At 71.3% G+C, this 16675-nt stretch carries 13 protein-coding genes; 5 read left to right on the top strand and 8 right to left on the bottom strand.

Features of this window, described 5'->3' with window-relative positions:
- Nucleotides 1–35: 35 nt before the first annotated feature.
- On the bottom strand, nt 36–3179 hold the full coding sequence (gene ileS / locus ACZ55A_RS01350; protein ID WP_468831353.1) for an isoleucine--tRNA ligase: 3144 nt from the start codon (nt 3177–3179) through the stop codon (nt 36–38).
- A 607-nt stretch (nt 3180–3786) separates the two neighbouring features.
- On the opposite strand from ileS, the gene ACZ55A_RS01345 reads away from it, so the two are divergent.
- From ACZ55A_RS01345 to ACZ55A_RS01330, 4 genes are all read left to right on the top strand, one after another.
- Complete coding sequence (locus ACZ55A_RS01345; RefSeq protein WP_468831350.1) at nt 3787–4524, top strand: TraR/DksA family transcriptional regulator; 738 nt, start codon at nt 3787–3789, stop codon at nt 4522–4524.
- 128 nt (nt 4525–4652) lie between these two features.
- Nucleotides 4653–5255, top strand: coding sequence for a signal peptidase II (gene lspA, locus ACZ55A_RS01340; protein ID WP_468831347.1), 603 nt, complete (start codon nt 4653–4655; stop codon nt 5253–5255).
- 116 nt (nt 5256–5371) lie between these two features.
- A complete protein-coding gene (locus tag ACZ55A_RS01335) occupies nt 5372–6313 on the top strand; it encodes an RluA family pseudouridine synthase (RefSeq protein ID WP_468831344.1) in 942 nt (313 codons plus the stop codon).
- 147 nt (nt 6314–6460) lie between these two features.
- Nucleotides 6461–8056 (top strand): Na+/H+ antiporter, encoded by a 1596-nt coding sequence (locus ACZ55A_RS01330; protein WP_468831341.1) that lies wholly within the window; start codon nt 6461–6463, stop codon nt 8054–8056.
- Between the two features lie 21 nt (nt 8057–8077).
- On the opposite strand, the gene ACZ55A_RS01325 is transcribed toward ACZ55A_RS01330, so the two are convergent.
- On the bottom strand, nt 8078–9142 hold the full coding sequence (locus ACZ55A_RS01325) for a mechanosensitive ion channel family protein (protein ID WP_468834512.1): 1065 nt from the start codon (nt 9140–9142) through the stop codon (nt 8078–8080).
- A gap of 110 nt (nt 9143–9252) precedes the next feature.
- On the opposite strand from ACZ55A_RS01325, the gene ACZ55A_RS01320 reads away from it, so the two are divergent.
- Nucleotides 9253–9858, top strand: a complete 606-nt coding sequence (locus tag ACZ55A_RS01320; protein WP_468831338.1) for a dienelactone hydrolase family protein — start codon at nt 9253–9255, stop codon at nt 9856–9858.
- 60 nt (nt 9859–9918) lie between these two features.
- Here ACZ55A_RS01320 and ACZ55A_RS01315 read toward each other — a convergent pair whose 3' ends face one another.
- From ACZ55A_RS01315 to ACZ55A_RS01290, 6 genes are all read right to left on the bottom strand, one after another.
- Nucleotides 9919–11562, bottom strand: a complete 1644-nt coding sequence (locus ACZ55A_RS01315; protein WP_468831335.1) for an alkaline phosphatase D family protein — start codon at nt 11560–11562, stop codon at nt 9919–9921.
- A gap of 90 nt (nt 11563–11652) precedes the next feature.
- Nucleotides 11653–12564, bottom strand: coding sequence for a thioredoxin domain-containing protein (locus ACZ55A_RS01310; RefSeq protein ID WP_468831332.1), 912 nt, complete (start codon nt 12562–12564; stop codon nt 11653–11655).
- Between the two features lie 40 nt (nt 12565–12604).
- On the bottom strand, nt 12605–13318 hold the full coding sequence (locus ACZ55A_RS01305; protein WP_468831329.1) for a hypothetical protein: 714 nt from the start codon (nt 13316–13318) through the stop codon (nt 12605–12607).
- A gap of 100 nt (nt 13319–13418) precedes the next feature.
- Nucleotides 13419–14282 carry a thioredoxin domain-containing protein gene (locus tag ACZ55A_RS01300; protein ID WP_468831326.1) on the bottom strand — a complete coding sequence of 288 codons (864 nt, stop codon included), beginning with the start codon at nt 14280–14282 and terminating at the stop codon, nt 13419–13421.
- Nucleotides 14283–14402: 120 nt separating this feature from the next.
- Nucleotides 14403–15062 carry a hypothetical protein gene (locus tag ACZ55A_RS01295; RefSeq protein WP_468831323.1) on the bottom strand — a complete coding sequence of 220 codons (660 nt, stop codon included), beginning with the start codon at nt 15060–15062 and terminating at the stop codon, nt 14403–14405.
- A 101-nt stretch (nt 15063–15163) separates the two neighbouring features.
- The gene (locus ACZ55A_RS01290; RefSeq protein WP_468831320.1) at nt 15164–16516 is read right to left on the bottom strand and encodes a DUF2252 domain-containing protein; all 1353 of its coding nucleotides are present in this window, start codon (nt 16514–16516) and stop codon (nt 15164–15166) included.
- Nucleotides 16517–16675 lie beyond the last annotated feature (159 nt).

Below are 16675 nucleotides of genomic sequence, written 5' to 3'. Positions count from 1 at the left end.
CGGGTGACGCCGGGGCATTTGTGCGGGCTGGGGGATTACGCCTTACGGAGGCGGAACGTCAGTGCCAGTGCCTCGTCCGCGAAGGCCGGACCGAAGGTGTCGTCCGCCTCGCCGGGGGCGAAGTCCGTGGCGAGCACCTCGTCGGAGATCAGTCCGGCGTGGTCGGTCAGCGCGGTGCGGACCTCGTCGTCCGTGGACTGCCAGCGCAGGGCGATCCGGTCCGCCACATCCAGGCCGCTGTTCTTACGGGCCTCCTGGATCAGCCGGATCGCATCGCGGGCCAGGCCCGCCCGGCGCAGCTCCGGGGTGATCTCCAGGTCGAGGGCGACCGTGGCGCCCGCGTCGGAGGCCACCGACCAGCCCTCGCGCGGGGTCTCGGTGATGATCACCTCGTCGGGGGCGAGCGAGACGGTCTCGCCGTCGACCTCGACGCTCGCCGTGCCCTCGCGCAGTGCGAGCGAGAGGGCCGCGGCGTCCGCGGCGGCGACGGCCTTGGCGACCGCCTGGACGCCCTTGCCGAACCGCTTGCCGAGAGCCCGGAAGTTGGCCTTCGCCGTCGTGTCGACGAGCGAGCCGCCCACCTCCGAGAGGGAGGCCAGCGAGCTGACGTTCAGCTCCTCGGTGATCTGGGCGCGCAGGTCCTCGGGCAGGCCGGCGAAGCCATGGGCCGCGACCAGTGCACGGGACAGCGGCTGGCGGGTCTTGACGCCGGATTCGGCGCGGGTGGCCCGGCCCAGCTCGACCAGGCGGCGGACCAGCAGCATCTGGGCGGAGAGGGCCGGGTCGATGGCCGCCTTGTCGGCCACCGGCCAGCTGGAGAGGTGGACGGAGTCCGGGGCGTCCGGGGTGACCGGGACGACCAGGTCCTGCCAGACCCGCTCGGTGATGAAGGGGGTCAGCGGCGCCATCAGGCGGGTGACCGTCTCGATGACCTCGTGGAGGGTGCGCAGCGCGGCCGCGTCGCCCTGCCAGAAGCGGCGGCGGGAGCGGCGGACGTACCAGTTGGAGAGGTCGTCGACGAAGGCCGACAGCAGCTTGCCGGCGCGCTGGGTGTCGAAGGCCTCCAGGGCGTCGGTGACCTGCTCGACCAGGCTGTTCAGCTCGCCGAGCAGCCAGCGGTCCAGCAGCGGACGGTCGGCCGGGGCCGGGTCGGCCGCGGACGGCGCCCAGTTGGACGTACGGGCGTACAGCGCCTGGAAGGCGACGGTGTTCCAGTACGTCAGCAGCGTCTTGCGGACGACTTCCTGGATGGTGTTGTGCCCCACCCGGCGGGCGGACCACGGGGAGCCGCCGGCGGCCATGAACCAGCGGACCGCGTCGGCGCCGTGCTGGTCCATGAGCGGGATCGGCTGGAGGATGTTGCCCAGGTGCTTGGACATCTTCCGGCCGTCCTCGGCGAGGATGTGGCCCAGGCAGACCACGTTCTCGTACGACGACTTGTCGAAGACCAGGGTGCCGACGGCCATCAGCGTGTAGAACCAGCCGCGGGTCTGGTCGATGGCCTCGGAGATGAACTGCGCCGGGTAGCGCTTCTCGAACAGCTCCTTGTTGCGGTACGGGTAGCCCCACTGCGCGAACGGCATCGAGCCCGAGTCGTACCAGGCGTCGATGACCTCGGGGACCCGGACGGCCGTGAGCGAGCAGCCCTCGTGGGTGCAGCCGAAGGTGATCTCGTCGATGAACGGCCGGTGCGGGTCCAGGCCCGACTGGTCGGTGCCGGTCAGCTCGGTGAGCTCGGTGAGCGAGCCGACGCAGGTCAGGTGGTTCTCCTCGCAGCGCCAGATGGGCAGCGGGGTGCCCCAGTAGCGGTTGCGGGAGAGCGCCCAGTCGATGTTGTTGCTCAGCCAGTCGCCGAAGCGGCCGTGCTTGACCGACTCCGGGAACCAGTTGGTGTTCTCGTTCTCCCGGAGGAGGGCGTCCTTGATCGCGGTCGTGCGGATGTACCAGGACGGCTGGGCGTAGTAGAGCAGCGCGGTGTGGCAGCGCCAGCAGTGCGGGTAGCTGTGCTCGTAGGCGATGTGCTTGAACAGCAGGCCGCGGGCGTCGAGGTCGGTGACCAGGGCCTCGTCGGCCTTCTTGAAGAACTGGCCGCCGACGAGGGCGAGTCCCTCGTCGAACGTGCCGTCGGGGCGGACCGGGTTGACGACCGGGAGGCCGTACGCCTTGCAGGTCTTGAGGTCGTCCTCACCGAAGGCGGGCGCCTGGTGGACCAGGCCCGTACCGTCGTCGGTCGTCACATACTCGGCGTTGACGACGAAGTTGGCGCCGTCCAGCTCGACCAGGGAGAACGGGCGCTCGTAGGCCCAGCGCTCCATCTCACGGCCGGTGAAGGACTGACCGGTGGCCTCCCAGCCCTCGCCGAGCGCCTTCTCCAGCAGCGGCTCGGCGACGACCAGCTTGTCCGTGCCGTCGGTGGCGACGACGTAGGTCACGTCGGGGTGCGCGGCGGCGGCCGTGTTGGAGACCAGGGTCCAGGGGGTCGTCGTCCAGATGAGGAGGGACGCCTCGCCGGCGAGCGGGCCGGAGGTGAGCGGGAGGCGGACATAGACCGAGGGGTCGACGACGGTCTCGTAGCCCTGCGCCAGCTCGTGGTCCGACAGGCCGGTGCCGCAGCGCGGGCACCAGGGGGCGACGCGGTGGTCCTGGACCAGCAGGCCCTTGGTGAAGATCTCCTTCAGCGACCACCACACCGACTCGATGTAGTCGGGGTCCATCGTGCGGTACGGGGCATCCAGGTCGGTCCAGTAGCCCATGCGCGTGGTGAGCGCGGCGAAGGCGTCGGTGTGGCGGGTGACCGACTCGCGGCACTTGGCGTTGAACTCGGCGATGCCGTACGCCTCGATGTCCTTCTTGCCGTTGAAGCCCAGCTCCTTCTCCACGGCCAGCTCGACCGGGAGGCCGTGGCAGTCCCAGCCGGCCTTGCGGTCGACGTGGTAGCCCTGCATCGTCCGGAACCGGGGGAAGACGTCCTTGAAGACGCGCGCCTCGATGTGGTGGGCACCGGGCATGCCGTTGGCGGTCGGGGGGCCCTCGTAGAAGACCCACTCGGGCCGGCCCTCGGAGTGCTGGAGGGTTCGGGCGAAGACCTTCTGTTCCTGCCAGAACTCGAGCACCGCGTGCTCAAGGGCGGGAAGGTCTACCTGGGCGGGTACCTGGCGGTACTGGGGCTGCTCACTCATCGGGGGCTTCCTCCGGCGGACACCTGCTGCGTTCTCCGTCCGGAGGGACGAGAGCCTGCGCTCCCGCGGTACCACCCTCCTTGGCGGTGCCTCTGCACCGCCCCCTCATTGGGGTCGCGCTGCCGGTTCTACTCGCCCTGGGTGGCCCGCGGCCCGTGGGCGGAGCCCACTGTCCAAAGCTTTCTTCCGGCGACTCCGGGGTGATCTTCACGTCGTGCACGCCCCCGGGCTCCCACCGTCCCCGGGTCGCTGCCGGCTGCGTACGACGCTACTCGTCCCATCAATGCCTGTCGCTGGGCCCAGTGTACGGGGCCGCGCCGACAGTGGCCGACCGAATATCGGAGGCAGGGGGCGCCGCCGGCGCCGTACGGGGTGCGGGCGCCGTCGGCCGGTCCGCGCCGCGTGACCCGAATGGCCAGAAGCCGGGTCCCCGGCCACCGGGCGGATTACCGGGCGGACAGCGGGGCACAACCGAGGCAGACCGGACTTCCGGGCCGGGTGGCAGGACCCGACGGGGCGGTGCGTCCCGTTGCCGCGTGCCGTGCGGCGATTTATCGTTCCCGTCACGATTCGCGAACAATGTCACATATGTGAAGGGGTCGCGGCCATGGTGGCGAAAAAGACCGCCGCGGAGAAGAGCACGACGCCTGCCGACGAGGCCGTCGCGAAGCAGCCTGCACCGAAGAACAACACTCCGAAGAAGGCCGCTCCGAAGAAGGCCGCCGCCAGGAAGACGGCAGTCGGCACGACCACGTCCAGGAAGACCACGGCCGCGAAGCCCACGGCCAGGAAAACAGCGGCGAAGACCGCGAAAAAGGCTCCGGCCAAGAAGGCCGCGGTGCCCGCTAAGAAGACGGGAGCCAAGACGGTGGTGGCGAAGAAGACGGTGGCCGCGACGGCCGATGCGCACGGCGATGACGCGGTGCCGGTGGCCCGGACGGCCGCGGCACCGGACGAGCTTGCCGTACGGCCCGGGGAGGATCCCTGGACGACCGCGGAGGTCGCCGAGGCGCGCACCGAGCTGATGGACGAGGCGGCGCGGCTGCGGCTGGAGATCACCTCGGCGGAGGACGCGATCGCCGGGCTGATGCGCGACTCCGGGGACGGTGCCGGTGACGACGAGGCCGACACCGGCAGCAAGAACATCACCCGTGAACACGAACTCGCGCTCGCCTCCAACGCCCGCGAGATGCTCCTCCAGACCGAGCGGGCCCTGGGCCGGCTGGACGCGGGCACTTACGGGCTGTGCGAGACCTGCGGCAACCCCATCGGCAAGGCGCGGATGCAGGCCTTCCCACGGGCCACGCTGTGTGTGGAGTGCAAACAGAAGCAGGAGCGCCGCTGAGAGTGGGCCGAGGGGCGGGTCGTCGCGGGCGGCACCCGTACCGCCCGCCCCCGTCCGTGTGTGCCGTACTCTCGTGGTTCAGCCAGGCACGGCCTGGCCGTGGACACAACGGGCTGAGGGACTCACACGTGGCAGAGGCGGAGCGCATCACCGGTACGCCGGAACCCGAGCCGGGCTCCGGGACGGATCCCACCCCGGGGTCCGAAGGGGGAGGGCCGGACCAGCCGGAGCAGGGTGCCGGCCGCGGCAAGCGGCGGATCCGCGCCCTGCTGCTGGTGGCGTTCCTGGTCTACCTGCTCGACCTGGGCAGCAAGCTCCTCGTCGTGGAGAAGCTGGAACACCATGAGCCCATCCAGGTCATCGGGACGCTGCTCCAGTTCAGCGTGATCCGCAACCGAGGCGCCGCCTTCAGCATCGGCGAGGCGCTGACGATCTTCCTCACGATCATCGCCGCGGTGGTGATCGTGGTCATCGCCCGGATCGCCCGCAAGCTCTACAGCCTGCCCTGGGCCCTTGCGCTCGGGCTGCTGCTCGGCGGTGCCTTCGGCAACCTCACCGACCGGATCTTCCGCTCGCCGGGCATCTTCGAGGGCGCTGTGGTCGACTTCATCGCCCCCGCGCACTTCGCGGTCTTCAACCTCGCCGACTCCGCGATCGTCTGCGGCGGCATCCTGATCGTGATCCTCTCCTTCCGGGGGCTCGACCCCGACGGGACGATCCACAAGGACTGACCGGTCCGGTGGGACTGACCGGCCCGGCGGCGACTGACGGACCGTCGGGTCCAGGGGCCGGGCCACGGCTCCGGCCGCCGGACAGGACACCATGGCGCAACTGCCATACTCGTGGGGTGAGCACCATTCCCGAGATCCGCACCCTGCCCGTACCGGACGGCCTCGAAGGCGAGCGCGTGGACGCCGCGCTGGCCCGCATTTTCGGCTTTTCCCGGACGAAGGCGGCCGAACTCGCCGCTGCCGGAAAGGTCCGGGTCGACGGATCCGAGGTGATGAAGTCCGAGCGGGTGCGCGGCGGCGCCTGGCTGGAAGTCGAGATGCCGCAGGCCGCGCCGCCCGTGGAGATCGTCGCCGAGCCCGTCGAGGGCATGGAGATCGTGCATGACGACGACGACATCGTCGTGATCGTCAAGCCGGTCGGGGTGGCCGCGCACCCGAGCCCCGGCTGGACCGGTACCACCGTCATCGGCGGGCTGGCCGCGGCCGGCTACCGCATCTCCACCTCGGGCGCCGCCGAGCGCCAGGGCATCGTGCACCGCCTCGACGTCGGCACCTCGGGCCTGATGGTGGTCGCCAAGTCCGAGCGCGCCTACACCCTGCTCAAGCAGCAGTTCCGCGAGCGGACGGTCGACAAGCGCTACCACGCCCTGGTCCAGGGCCACCCGGACCCGATGAGTGGCACCATCGACGCCCCCATCGGGCGGCACCCGCAGCACGACTACAAGTGGGCGGTCACCGCCGAAGGCAAGCCGTCGGTCACGCACTACGACCTCATAGAGGCGTTCCGCGCGGCCAGCCTGCTCGACATCAAGCTGGAGACCGGGCGCACCCACCAGATCCGGGTCCACATGGCCGCACACCGCCACCCCTGCGTCGGCGATCTGACGTACGGCGCGGACCCCACGCTCGCCAAGCGGCTGGGCGTCGGCCGGCAGTGGCTGCACGCGGTCCGGCTGGGCTTCGAGCACCCCTCCGACGGCCAGTGGGCCGAGTTCGAGAGCCCCTACCCCGACGACCTCCAGCACGCCCTCGACACCGTGCGGGACGAGAGCAGCTGACGCCGGGGCAGCTCGGCCCCGACGTGTGACGCCGGGGGAGCTCGGCCCCGATGCGGCGTTCCGTGGCCCGTACGGCGGGCAACCACAAGCGTCATGGCACGCTTGGGGCGGAAGTGAGCCAAGCCGACCACCCCGGAGCGTCGCCACGTGGACCAGCTTGCTCTGCTGTTCGTCCTGCTGCTCGGGGCCGTGGTCATGGTGCCGGTCGGTGACCGGCTGGGGCTGCCGTCGCCGGTGCTGATGACGCTCGCCGGCGCCGTCCTGGCGCTGCTGCCGTTCGTCCCCAACGTCGAGGTGCCGCCCGAACTCATCCTGCCGGTGGTGCTGCCGCCACTGCTCTACGCGGCCGTGCAGCGCACCTCCTGGCGGCAGTTCACCGCCAACCTCCGGCCGATCTTCCTGCTCGCGGTGGCGCTGGTCTTCGCCACCACGGCCGCGGTCGCCGCGGTCGCCCAGGCGGTGGTGCCCGGGATGCCGGCGGCCGCCGCGGTGGTGCTCGGGGCACTGGTCGCCCCGCCCGACCCGGTCGCCGCGACCGCCGTGGCCGGCAAGCTGGGGCTGCCCCGGAGGATGGTCTCGATCCTGGAGGGCGAAGGGCTCTTCAACGACGTCACCGCGATCGTGCTCTACCACGTGGCGCTCGCCGCGGCGGTCAGCGGCACCTTCTCGGTGCCCGGCGCGCTCGGCTCGCTGGTGCTGTCCGCGGTGGTCGCCATAGCGGTCGGCCTCCTCCTCGGCTGGGTCGCCAACAAGCTGATGGGGCTGCTCGACGACCCGACGCTCCAGATCGGGCTGACGCTGCTGGTGCCGTTCGTCGCCTACGTCCTGGCCGAGGAGTTCCGGGGCTCCGGGGTGCTGGCCGTGCTGACCTGCGCGCTCTTCCTGGCCGAGTACGCGGTCGACCCGGACGATGTGATGGGCAGGCTCGCCGGGTACACCTTCTGGGAGGTCGTCGACACCCTCGTCACCGGTGTCGCCTTCGGACTGATCGGCCTGGAGCTGCACACCATCCTGGGGGCCGCCGCGCACCATTGGGGCGGGCTGCTCGGCGCCGGCGCCGCGGTCGTCGGGGTGGTCGTCGCCGTCCGGCTGCTGTGGCTGCTGCCCGCCGCCTGGCTGGCCAAGCGGATGCACAAGCGCCGCGACTACGACGAGGACATCCCGATGAGCTGGCGCGAGACCCTGATCATGTGGTGGTCAGGGATGCGCGGGGTGGCCTCGGTGGCGCTGGCGCTGGCCATTCCGTACGGCGTGGACGGCGGCGGGGCGTTCCCGGCCCGTGACGAGATCCTCTTCATCGCCTTCGCGGTGGTGCTCTCCACCCTGCTGGTCCAGGGCCTCACCCTGCCCTGGCTGGTGCGCACGCTGCGGGTGCGGGCCGACGCCGACGCCGTGGACGCGCTGGAGCGGCAGCTGGCGATCCGGGTGATCAAGGCGGCCAAGCGGCGGCTGAAGGAGATCCTGGAAGTCGAGGAGCTGCCCGAGGAGGTCAGCGAGCAGCTGGCCCGCCGGGCGTACGACATCGGGGCCCGGATCGCGCCGGAGATCGTCGACGACGAGCGGCGCGAGCTGTTCGAGAAGCGCATCGGCCGGATGAAGAAGGTGCAGCGGATCCAGGGCGAGATGCTGTCGGCCGCCCGGCACGAGGTGCTGGCGGCCCGCAGTGAGCCCGGCGCCGACCCCGAGGTCGTGGACCGGGTGCTGCGCCACCTGGACATGCGCAGCTTGCGGGGCGCGCCCTGAGCCGGCGCCCCCGACAGTGGCTCAGGGCTCCTGGCCCTCCGCCTCGTGCACCGACGGCGCGGGCCCGGTGCTGATCCGCGGCAGCGCGTAGGCGTGCTCGGTCCGCAGCCACTCGACCATCCGCTCGCGGACCTCGCAGCGCACCGTCCATATGGTGTCCGCGTCCCGGGCGGTCACCAGCGCCCGCACCACGATCGTGGACGGGGTGGTGTCGGTGACCACCAGGCTCCAGGCCCGGCCGTCCCAGTCCTCGGACTCCTGAAGGATCTCGTGCAGCCGCTGGCGCATCTTCTCCACCGGTGCGCTGTGGTCGAGGTGGAAGAGGACGGTGCCGGTCATCTGGGCGCCGCCGCGCGACCAGTTCTCGAACGGTTTGCCGGTGAAGTACGACACCGGCATGGTGATCCGCCGCTCGTCCCAGGTCCGTACGGTCAGGAACGTCAGGGTGATCTCCTCGACGGTGCCCCACTCACCGTCCACGACGACGGTGTCCCCGATCCGCACCATGTCTCCGAAGGCGATCTGCAGCCCGGCGAAGAGGTTGCCGAGGGTGGACTGGGCGGCGATACCGGCGACGATGCCCAGCAGCCCGGCCGACGCCAGCATGGACGTGCCGACCGCCCGCATCTCCGGGAACGTCAGCAGCATCGAGGCGGCCGCGACGACGATCACCACCGCCGTGACCACCCGCTGGATCAGCGTGACCTGGGTCCGCACCCGCCGCACCCGCGCGGCGTCCCGGGCGCTCGCCGCATAGCGGGAGTACGACGACTCCACGATCGCTGCCGCGGCCCGGACCACCAGCCAGGCGGTGGCGGCTATCAGCACCAGGGACAGCGCTCGGCCGATCCCCGCCCCGTGCTCCTCGGCGAATTTCAGCCCGCTCTCGTCGTACGAGCCGCGCAGCAGGGCCGCGCACAGCGTCGCCCACAGGGGTATGCGGCAGCGGCGCAGCAGACCCCAGAGCGGGGTTTCGGGGTGGGCGGCATCGATGCGCCGCAGCGCCCGGTCGGCGAGCCAGACCAGGACCTGTGTGACCAGGACCGAGCCGCCGATGACGGCGACCGGCCGCAGCACGTCCTCCAGGGACACGGGACCTCCTCGGGTGAGATGCGCTGTGGTGTGCTGGTACCCGGTCCCTGCGACCGTAACTGGCACGATGGGGTCACAACCAGCCGAGCCAGGGAAGTGATGCAGTGCCGCCCTCCAGCGAGTCCCCGACCAGCGGACCTTCGACGATTGTGCTGTTCCATTCAGTGTGCGGGCTGCGCCCCGCGGTGCACGCCGCCGCGGACCGGCTGCGTACCGCGGGACACGAGGTGATCGTCCCGGATCTGTTCGACGGCCGGACCGCCGACTCGGTGCCGGACGGCATTCTGATCAAGGACGAGATCGGCAGGGAGGAGTTGCTCAAGCGCGCCATCACGGCCGTCGCGCCGTACTCCGACCGCGGTCTGGTCTACGCCGGTTTCTCCTTCGGCGGCTCGGTCGCCCAGACCCTCGCGCTGGGCGACGAGAAGGCCCGGGGGCTGCTTCTGCTGCACGGTACCTCGGACATCGCCGAGGGCGCGGCCGTCGACGAGCTGCCGGTGCAGCTGCACGTCGCCGACCCGGACCCGTACGAGCCGCATGACTGGCTGAACGCCTGGTACCTCCAGATGCGCCGGGCCGGCGCGGACGTAGAGGTCTTCCGCTACGCCGGCGCCGGCCACCTCTTCACCGACCCGGATCTGCCGGACCACGACGCCGAGGCGGCGGAGCGCACCTGGAAGGTGGCGCTGGGCTTCCTGGCCGGCCTGTGAACGCCGGTACCGGAGCCGTCCGGTAGCCCGCGGGGGCGGGCGGGGGTTTGACGACAGGCCCTAGGCCACCGGCCCGTCTGCTCGCTCGACCTGCCGGCTGCCGGTCCGGGTCCGGTACGAGCGCAGATGCTCGCTGGTCGCGTTCGGGTCGGTCTTGTCGGAGATGGCGAAGTAGTCCATCTGCGTGCGCTCGGCGGTGATGTCCAGGACGCCGTAGCCGTGCGAGTCCATGTCCAGCCACTTCACATGGCGGTTGGCGGCCCGGATGGCGGCGACGCCGGCCAGCGAGAGGGTGTGCGGGGCGATGTGCAGGAAGTCGTCCACGTTGTCGGAGGTGACGGAGGTGACCACGAACTCCGTCGCCACCGACCGGGTGGCGGGGTAGCTCGCCGCCTCCAGCGGCACATCGTTGGCCCAGGCCATGTGGATGTCGCCGGTCAGGAAGACGGTGTTGTCGATGCCGCGGTCGCTGAGGTGGCTCAGCAGCTCGTGCCGGTCGTCGGTGTAGCCGTCCCACTGGTCGGTGTTGATCGCCAGGCCCTCCTTGGGTATCCCGAGGATCTCCGCGAGCGGGCCGAGCAGCTTCGCCGGTATGGCGCCGAAGGCCACCGGCGAGATCATCACCGAGGTGCCCACCAGCCGCCAGGCGGCGTCCGAGCGTTCCAGTCCGGCCTTGAGCCAGTCCAGTTGGGCCCGCCCGGTGAGCGTCCGGCCGGGGTCGTCGACCGCGCCGCTGCCCGGCTTGGCCTGCTCGTCGCGGAACGAGCGCAGGTCCAGCAGGTGCAGATCGGCGAGGCTGCCGAAGCGCAGCCGGCGGTAGGTGGTGCCGGCGATGGAGGGGCGTACCGGCATCCACTCGAAGTACGCCTGCTTCGCGGCGGCCATCCGCGCCGACCAGGAGCCCTCGGCGCCCGGTGTGTGGTTGTTCGCGCCGCCCTTCCAGGCGTTGTCGGCGAACTCGTGGTCGTCCCAGATGGCGATGACCGGGTGGGTGGCGTGCATGGCCAGGGCGTCCGGGTCGGTCTTGTGGACGCCGTGCCGGATGCGGTAGTCGGCGAGCGTGAGCAGCTCGTGGGCGGGGGAGTGCGGGCGGACGACGTACTTGAAGTCGGGGAACTCGCCGGACTTGTACTCGTAGAGGTAGTCGCCGAGGTGCAGTACCGCGTCCAGCTCGGTACGGGCGGCCAGATGCCGGTACGGCGAGAAGTAGCCGGCCTCCCAGTTGGAGCAGGAGACCACGCCGAAGCGGACGTTGCCGGCCGCCGCGTCGTGCGCGGGGGCGGTGCGGGTGCGGCCGACGGGGGAGTGCTCGCCGTCGACGGTGAAGCGGTAGTAGTAGTGGGTGGCCGGGCGTAGGCCGCGGACATCCGCCTTGACGGTGTGGTCGCTTGCCGCCGAGGTGGTCACGCTGCCCCGGGCGACGACGGTGGCGAACTCCTTGTCGCTCGCCACCTCCCAACCGGCCTTGGTGGCAGGTCCGCGGCCGGAGCCGGGGGTGGCGGACGGGGTCGGGGTGATCCGGGTCCACAGCAGGACGCCGTCCGGGAGGGGGTCACCCGAGGCGACGCCGTGCTGGAAGAACCGGCTTGGGCCCGCGGCCTGTTGGGCGTGGGCGGAGGCGGCGCCGGCGAACGGCAGCAGTGCGGCGGTGGCGGCTACGGCCGTGACGGCTGTGCGGCGAGAGATCTGGTCATGATCGGTCACGGCCGCACACCCTACTGGCCGGTAGGGGGCCAACGGGAGGGCGAGGACCGGGAATTCCCAGAATTCGCCCGCCCGTGACCGAACTGCCGCTCAGTGTGCGCCCGAGGGGTCCTTTTCGCCCTCGCGAATTCCCTTTCCGCCGTCCTTGCCGGTTTCCGTACCCTTCGCCGGACCGAATTCCTTGTCGATCATTTTCCTGAAGTTGGCCAGGGCGAGCTGGTTGTACTGCTCCTGCGTCATCTGGCGCTGCGGGATCTGGTCCATCACCAGCTTCTTGTCGCCGTGCAGGAACGTCGGGGTGCCCTTGACGTCCTTGCGGCCGAAGAGCGCGGTCATGTCCATCGTCCAGCGGTCGTAGGTGCCCTTCTTGACCGCCGTCTCGAACGCCTTGTTGTTCTTCAGCTCCGGCACGTCCGCGGCGACCTTGAGCAGTTCGGCGTCCTTGGCGTACAGGTCTTCGCGCTCGTCGGGGTGGTACTTGGTGGAGTACAGCGCCGCCTTGTACTTCAGGAACGCCTCCGGGCTGACGTTCAGCGCCGCGCCGAGCGCGCTCAGCGCGTTCTTCGAGCCCTCGCCGCCCGCGTTGTCGTCGATGAAGGTGTACATGGTGAAGCGCACGTTGTAGCGGCCGTCCTCGATGTCCTTGAGCAGCGCGGTGCCGCTGCTCTGCTCGAACGCGGCACACGCCGGGCAGCGGACGTCCTCGAAGACCTCCAGGGTCTCCTTGGCCTTCGGGTCGCCTATCAGGATCTCGGTGTGGTCCTTGCCCTGGGTGTGCGCCGGTGCGACCTGCTTGGCCTCCTTGGCGGCTTCCCAGCCGGTCGGCTCGTTGGCCTTCAGTACGGCGAAGCCGATGCCGCCGGCCAGGGCGAGGACGCCGACGACCGCGCCCGCCACGATGAGTTGGCGGCGCAGCCGCTCCTGCTTCTTCTGGCGCTCGCGCTCGGCGCGGATGCGCTCGCGGGCTGCCTGCTTGTTGGCCTGGCTGTTGCGGTTGCTCATGGGGGGTCCCCTCACGGGTCTGGTTGCTCGTACGAACGGGTCAGAGAGCGGCGGTACGAGGAGGGCCGCGGTGCCGTACGCAGTGCACGAGGAGGGGGAGCGGGCGGGCCGCAGGGCGCGGGGGGAGCGGGCGGATCCGCCGGCGGGGCGGGGTGAGGGCGGCGCCGGCCACCGCGGCCGCGGTGCGCAGCGGGCGGACGGTGGCGGCCGCGGCCGCGCGCAGCACGGCGTCCAGGGCGGCGTCGCCGCGGTGCAGCCAGCCGGCGGCGCACAGGCCGACCGCGAGATGGGCGGCGAGCAGCAGCCAGGGCGCGGCGGCCGGCACGGCCGGCGGCAGCGGGGTGTCCAGGTGGGCGGCGGCCCGTGCCAGCGGGGTGCCCAACTCGCCGCCCCGGCACAGCAGATGGACGCCGAGCGAGCGCAGCGGCCCGGCGACCGGCCCGCCGGCCTGGCCGTAACAGGTGTGCTGCCCTGAGGTGAAGACGGTGTCGGCGGCCAGCTCCAGCGGCACCAGCAGCGTGGCGAAGGACCGGTAGCCGCGCTTCCGGCCGGTCAGTGCGTAGGCCGCGGTGAACACCCCGGCGCAGACCGCCAGCACGGTCGCGGGCGGCAGCGGGGCGCGTGAGAGCAGGACATGGGAGGCAGCGGACAGGGTGGTGCACAGCGCGGTGAACAACAGCGCCCGCACCGCCCTGAGTTCCGCTGCCGGCGCGCCGGCCGGACGGGCCCCCGGGCGCGCTCCCCTCGCCTGCATGGCGGGAGTCTGCCATGTGCACGGCACGCGGCCGGGTCAAGATTTGGCATCGGCCGGCGTGCATACCGCACGCCGGCCGGGGGGCAGCGCCTGGACCGGGTCACTTCTTCAGCTGCGGCCCGACCAGGGAGTTGAAGCTCTCCAGGCTCGACGGCGCCACCTTGCCCTGGGGGGTGTCGGTGCCGATCACGGTGTCGTTGACCTTCAGGGTCGGGGTGCTGGTGACTTCCTTGTGCGAGTTGAACTCGGTCGACATCTCCAGCGCCCACCGGTCGAAGGTGCCGGTCTTGACGGCCTTCTGGAAGGCGGCGTTGCCCTTGAGCGCCGGGACGGTGTCGGCGACCTTGATCAGGTAGCTGTCGTCGGCGAACTTGTCCGGACCGGTCTCCTCCGGGTGGTACTCCTTCGAGTACAGCGCGTACTTGTACTTCAGGAAGGCGTCCGGGCTGACGTTGAGCGCGGCGCCCAGCGCGGACAGCGCGTTCTTCGAGCCGGTGCCCTTGAGGTTGGTGTCGAGGAACGTGCCCAGGTGGTAGGCGGCCTTGTACTTGCCGTCCTTGATGTCCTTCTCGACGGTCGCGCCGACCTTCTGCTCGAAAGAGGCGCAGCCGGGGCAGCGCGGGTCCTCGAAGAGGCTGAGGGTGTTCTTGGCGTCCGGCTTGCCGATGACGACGGTGGTGCCCTTGGCGCCCGAGGCGTTGGCGGGCTTGACCAGCTTGGCCTTCGCCGCCTTCTCCCACACCTGGTCGCCGCCCGCGCTGTCGGCTGCGCTGCCGCCGCCGGAGTCGCCGCCCGCGGTGGCGACCGCCACCCCGATACCGCCGGCTATCGCCAGGACACCGACGATCGCCCCGCCGACGGTCAGCTGCCGGCGCAGCTGCTCCTTCTTCTTCTGGCGCTCGCGCTCGGCGCGCAGCCGCTCGCGGGCTGCCTGCTTGTTGGCCTGGCTGTTGCGGTTGCTCATGACTGATCCTGCTCCGTGGAATCCGTGGTACGTGATGTGCCGGGTGCGTGCTGTCGTCAGGCGTACGCGCGCGGGGCGCGAGCGTACGCGGGCTGCGTGGGCCCCCCGGTGGGAGGGCGGCTACGCAGCGAGCGCGCAGGGCGGCCCGCGGCGCACGACACAGTGCACGAGCAGAGGGGCCGGGCGGGCCGGGCGGCCGGTCCGTACGGGGGCCGGGGCCGGGCGGCGCGGCGCGGCGCCGGCGGCGATGACCGCGACCGCGATCAGCAGCGGGCGGAAGGCGAAGCCGGCCACCGCGCCCAGCACCTGGGCCAGCGCGGCCTCGCCGCGCCGCAGCCAGCCGGCCGCCAGCAGCCCGACGGCCAGATGCGTGGCGAGCAGCAGCAGCCAGGTCACGGCGGGCGCGGCGGGATCCTCGGGCAGCCGCGTCAACGGGCCGCCGACCGGGCTTCCGCCGCAGAGCAGATCCACCCCGAGGGAGCGCAGCGGTCCGGCGACCGGGCCGCCCGCGCCGCCGTAACAGGTGTGCTGCCCGATGCTGAAGACCAGGTCGGCGGCGAGCTCCAGGGGGACCAGCAGCGCCGCGATCCGCCAGAAGCCGCGCTCCCGGCCGGCCAGCGCATAGGCGACGGTGAAGACGGCGGCCGAGAGCCCGGCGACGGTGGCCGGCGGCAACGGCATACGGGACAGCAGCACATGGGAGGCCGCGGACAGCGTCACGCACAGCGCCGTGAAGAGCGCTGCGCGCAGTGCCCGCAGATGTGCCGCCGAGATGTCCATTGCTGCCGAGTGTGCCATGGGCCGGGATAAGAGGCGCCTAAGGGGGCCCGGACTCGTACATACCGGGAAAACCGGTACATACGGGCCACGGTGCGGCCCCCTTACAGGCCCGGGATCCGGCCGTTGCGGAACAGATCCACGAAGATCTGGTGGTCGGCCCGCGCCCGGGCGCCGTAGGAGTGCGCGAAGTCCACCAGCAGCGGGGCGAACCCGTCCTCATCGGCCGCGAGGGCCGCGTCGATGGCCCGCTCGGTCGAGAACGGCACCAGGGAGTGGCCGCTCTCGTCGTCCGCGGCCGCGTGCATCGTGGCCGTCGCCCGCCCCAGGTCGGCGACCACCGCGGAGATCTCCTCCGGGTCGTCGATGTCCGACCAGTCCAGGTCGACCGCGTACGGCGAGATCTCGGCGACCAGCTGGCCCTTGCGGCTTCCGCCCTCCTCGATCTCCGTCCAGCCCAGCCACGGGTCGGCGTGGTCCTGGAGGGCGCGCTGGGAGATCACCGTGCGGTGGCCCTCGTGCTCGAAGTAGCCGCGCACCGCGGGGTCGGTGAGGTGCCGGGAGACCGCCGGGGTCTGCGCCTGCTTCATGTAGATCACCACATCGTTCTCCAGGGCGTCGCTGTTGCCCTCGAGGAGGATGTTGTACGACGGCAGACCGGCCGAGCCGATGCCGATACCGCGCCGGCCGACCACGTCCTTGACCCGGTAGGAGTCCGGACGGTTCAGGCTCGACTCCGGCAGCGTCTCCAGATAGCCGTCGAAGGCGGCGAGCACCTTGTAGCGGGTCGCGGCGTCCAGTTCGACGCTGCCGCCGCCGGCGGCGAAGCGGCGCTCGAAATCGCGGATCTCGGTCATGGAGTCCAGCAGCCCGAACCGGGTCAGCGAGCGGGCGTCGCGCAGCGCGCCCAGCAGCGGGCCCTCGGCGGTGTCCAGGGTGAAGGGCGGCACCTCGTCATCCTTCGCCCCGGAGGCCAGCGCATGGATCCGCTCGCGGTAGGCGGCGGCGTAGATCCGCACCAGGTCCGTGATCTGCTCGTCGCTGAGCGCCTTGGCGTAGCCGATCAGTGCGACCGAGGCGGCGAACCGCTTGAGGTCCCAGGTGAACGGGCCGACATAGGCCTCGTCGAAGTCGTTGACGTTGAAGATCAGCCGGCCCGTGGCGTCCATGTAGGTGCCGAAGTTCTCGGCGTGCAGATCGCCGTGGATCCACACCCGCCCGGTCCGCTCGTCCAGGTACGGGCCGGCGTCCTTGTCCCTGGCCGCCTCCAGATCGCGGTAGAACAGGCAGGCCGTGCCCCGGTAGAAGGCGAAGGCGGAGGCGGCCATCTTCCGGAATTTCACGCGGAAGGCCGCGGGGTCGGCGGCGAGCAGCTCTCCGAAAGCGGTGTCGAAGACGGCAAGGATCTCCTCGCCGCGCTGTGCGGCGTCCTGTGCCGGGGCGTGCTGGGACGGCATCGCTATGCCTCCTGAGGTGCGGAAAAGGGTACGGAGAGCCATGACGGACCCGCATCGCGGGCCTGCCAGTGACAACGGGCGAGGCTACTCGTGAGTGCCCCGCCGTGGGCACCCGAGTCACCGCGATTGTCGGTGGCGAGTCGTAGACTTCTAGACCGT

This window comes from Streptomyces sp. NPDC034111, assembly GCF_055575375.1.
Note: the sequence above shows the minus strand (reverse complement) of the source record. Positions and strands in the feature narration are given on the sequence as shown.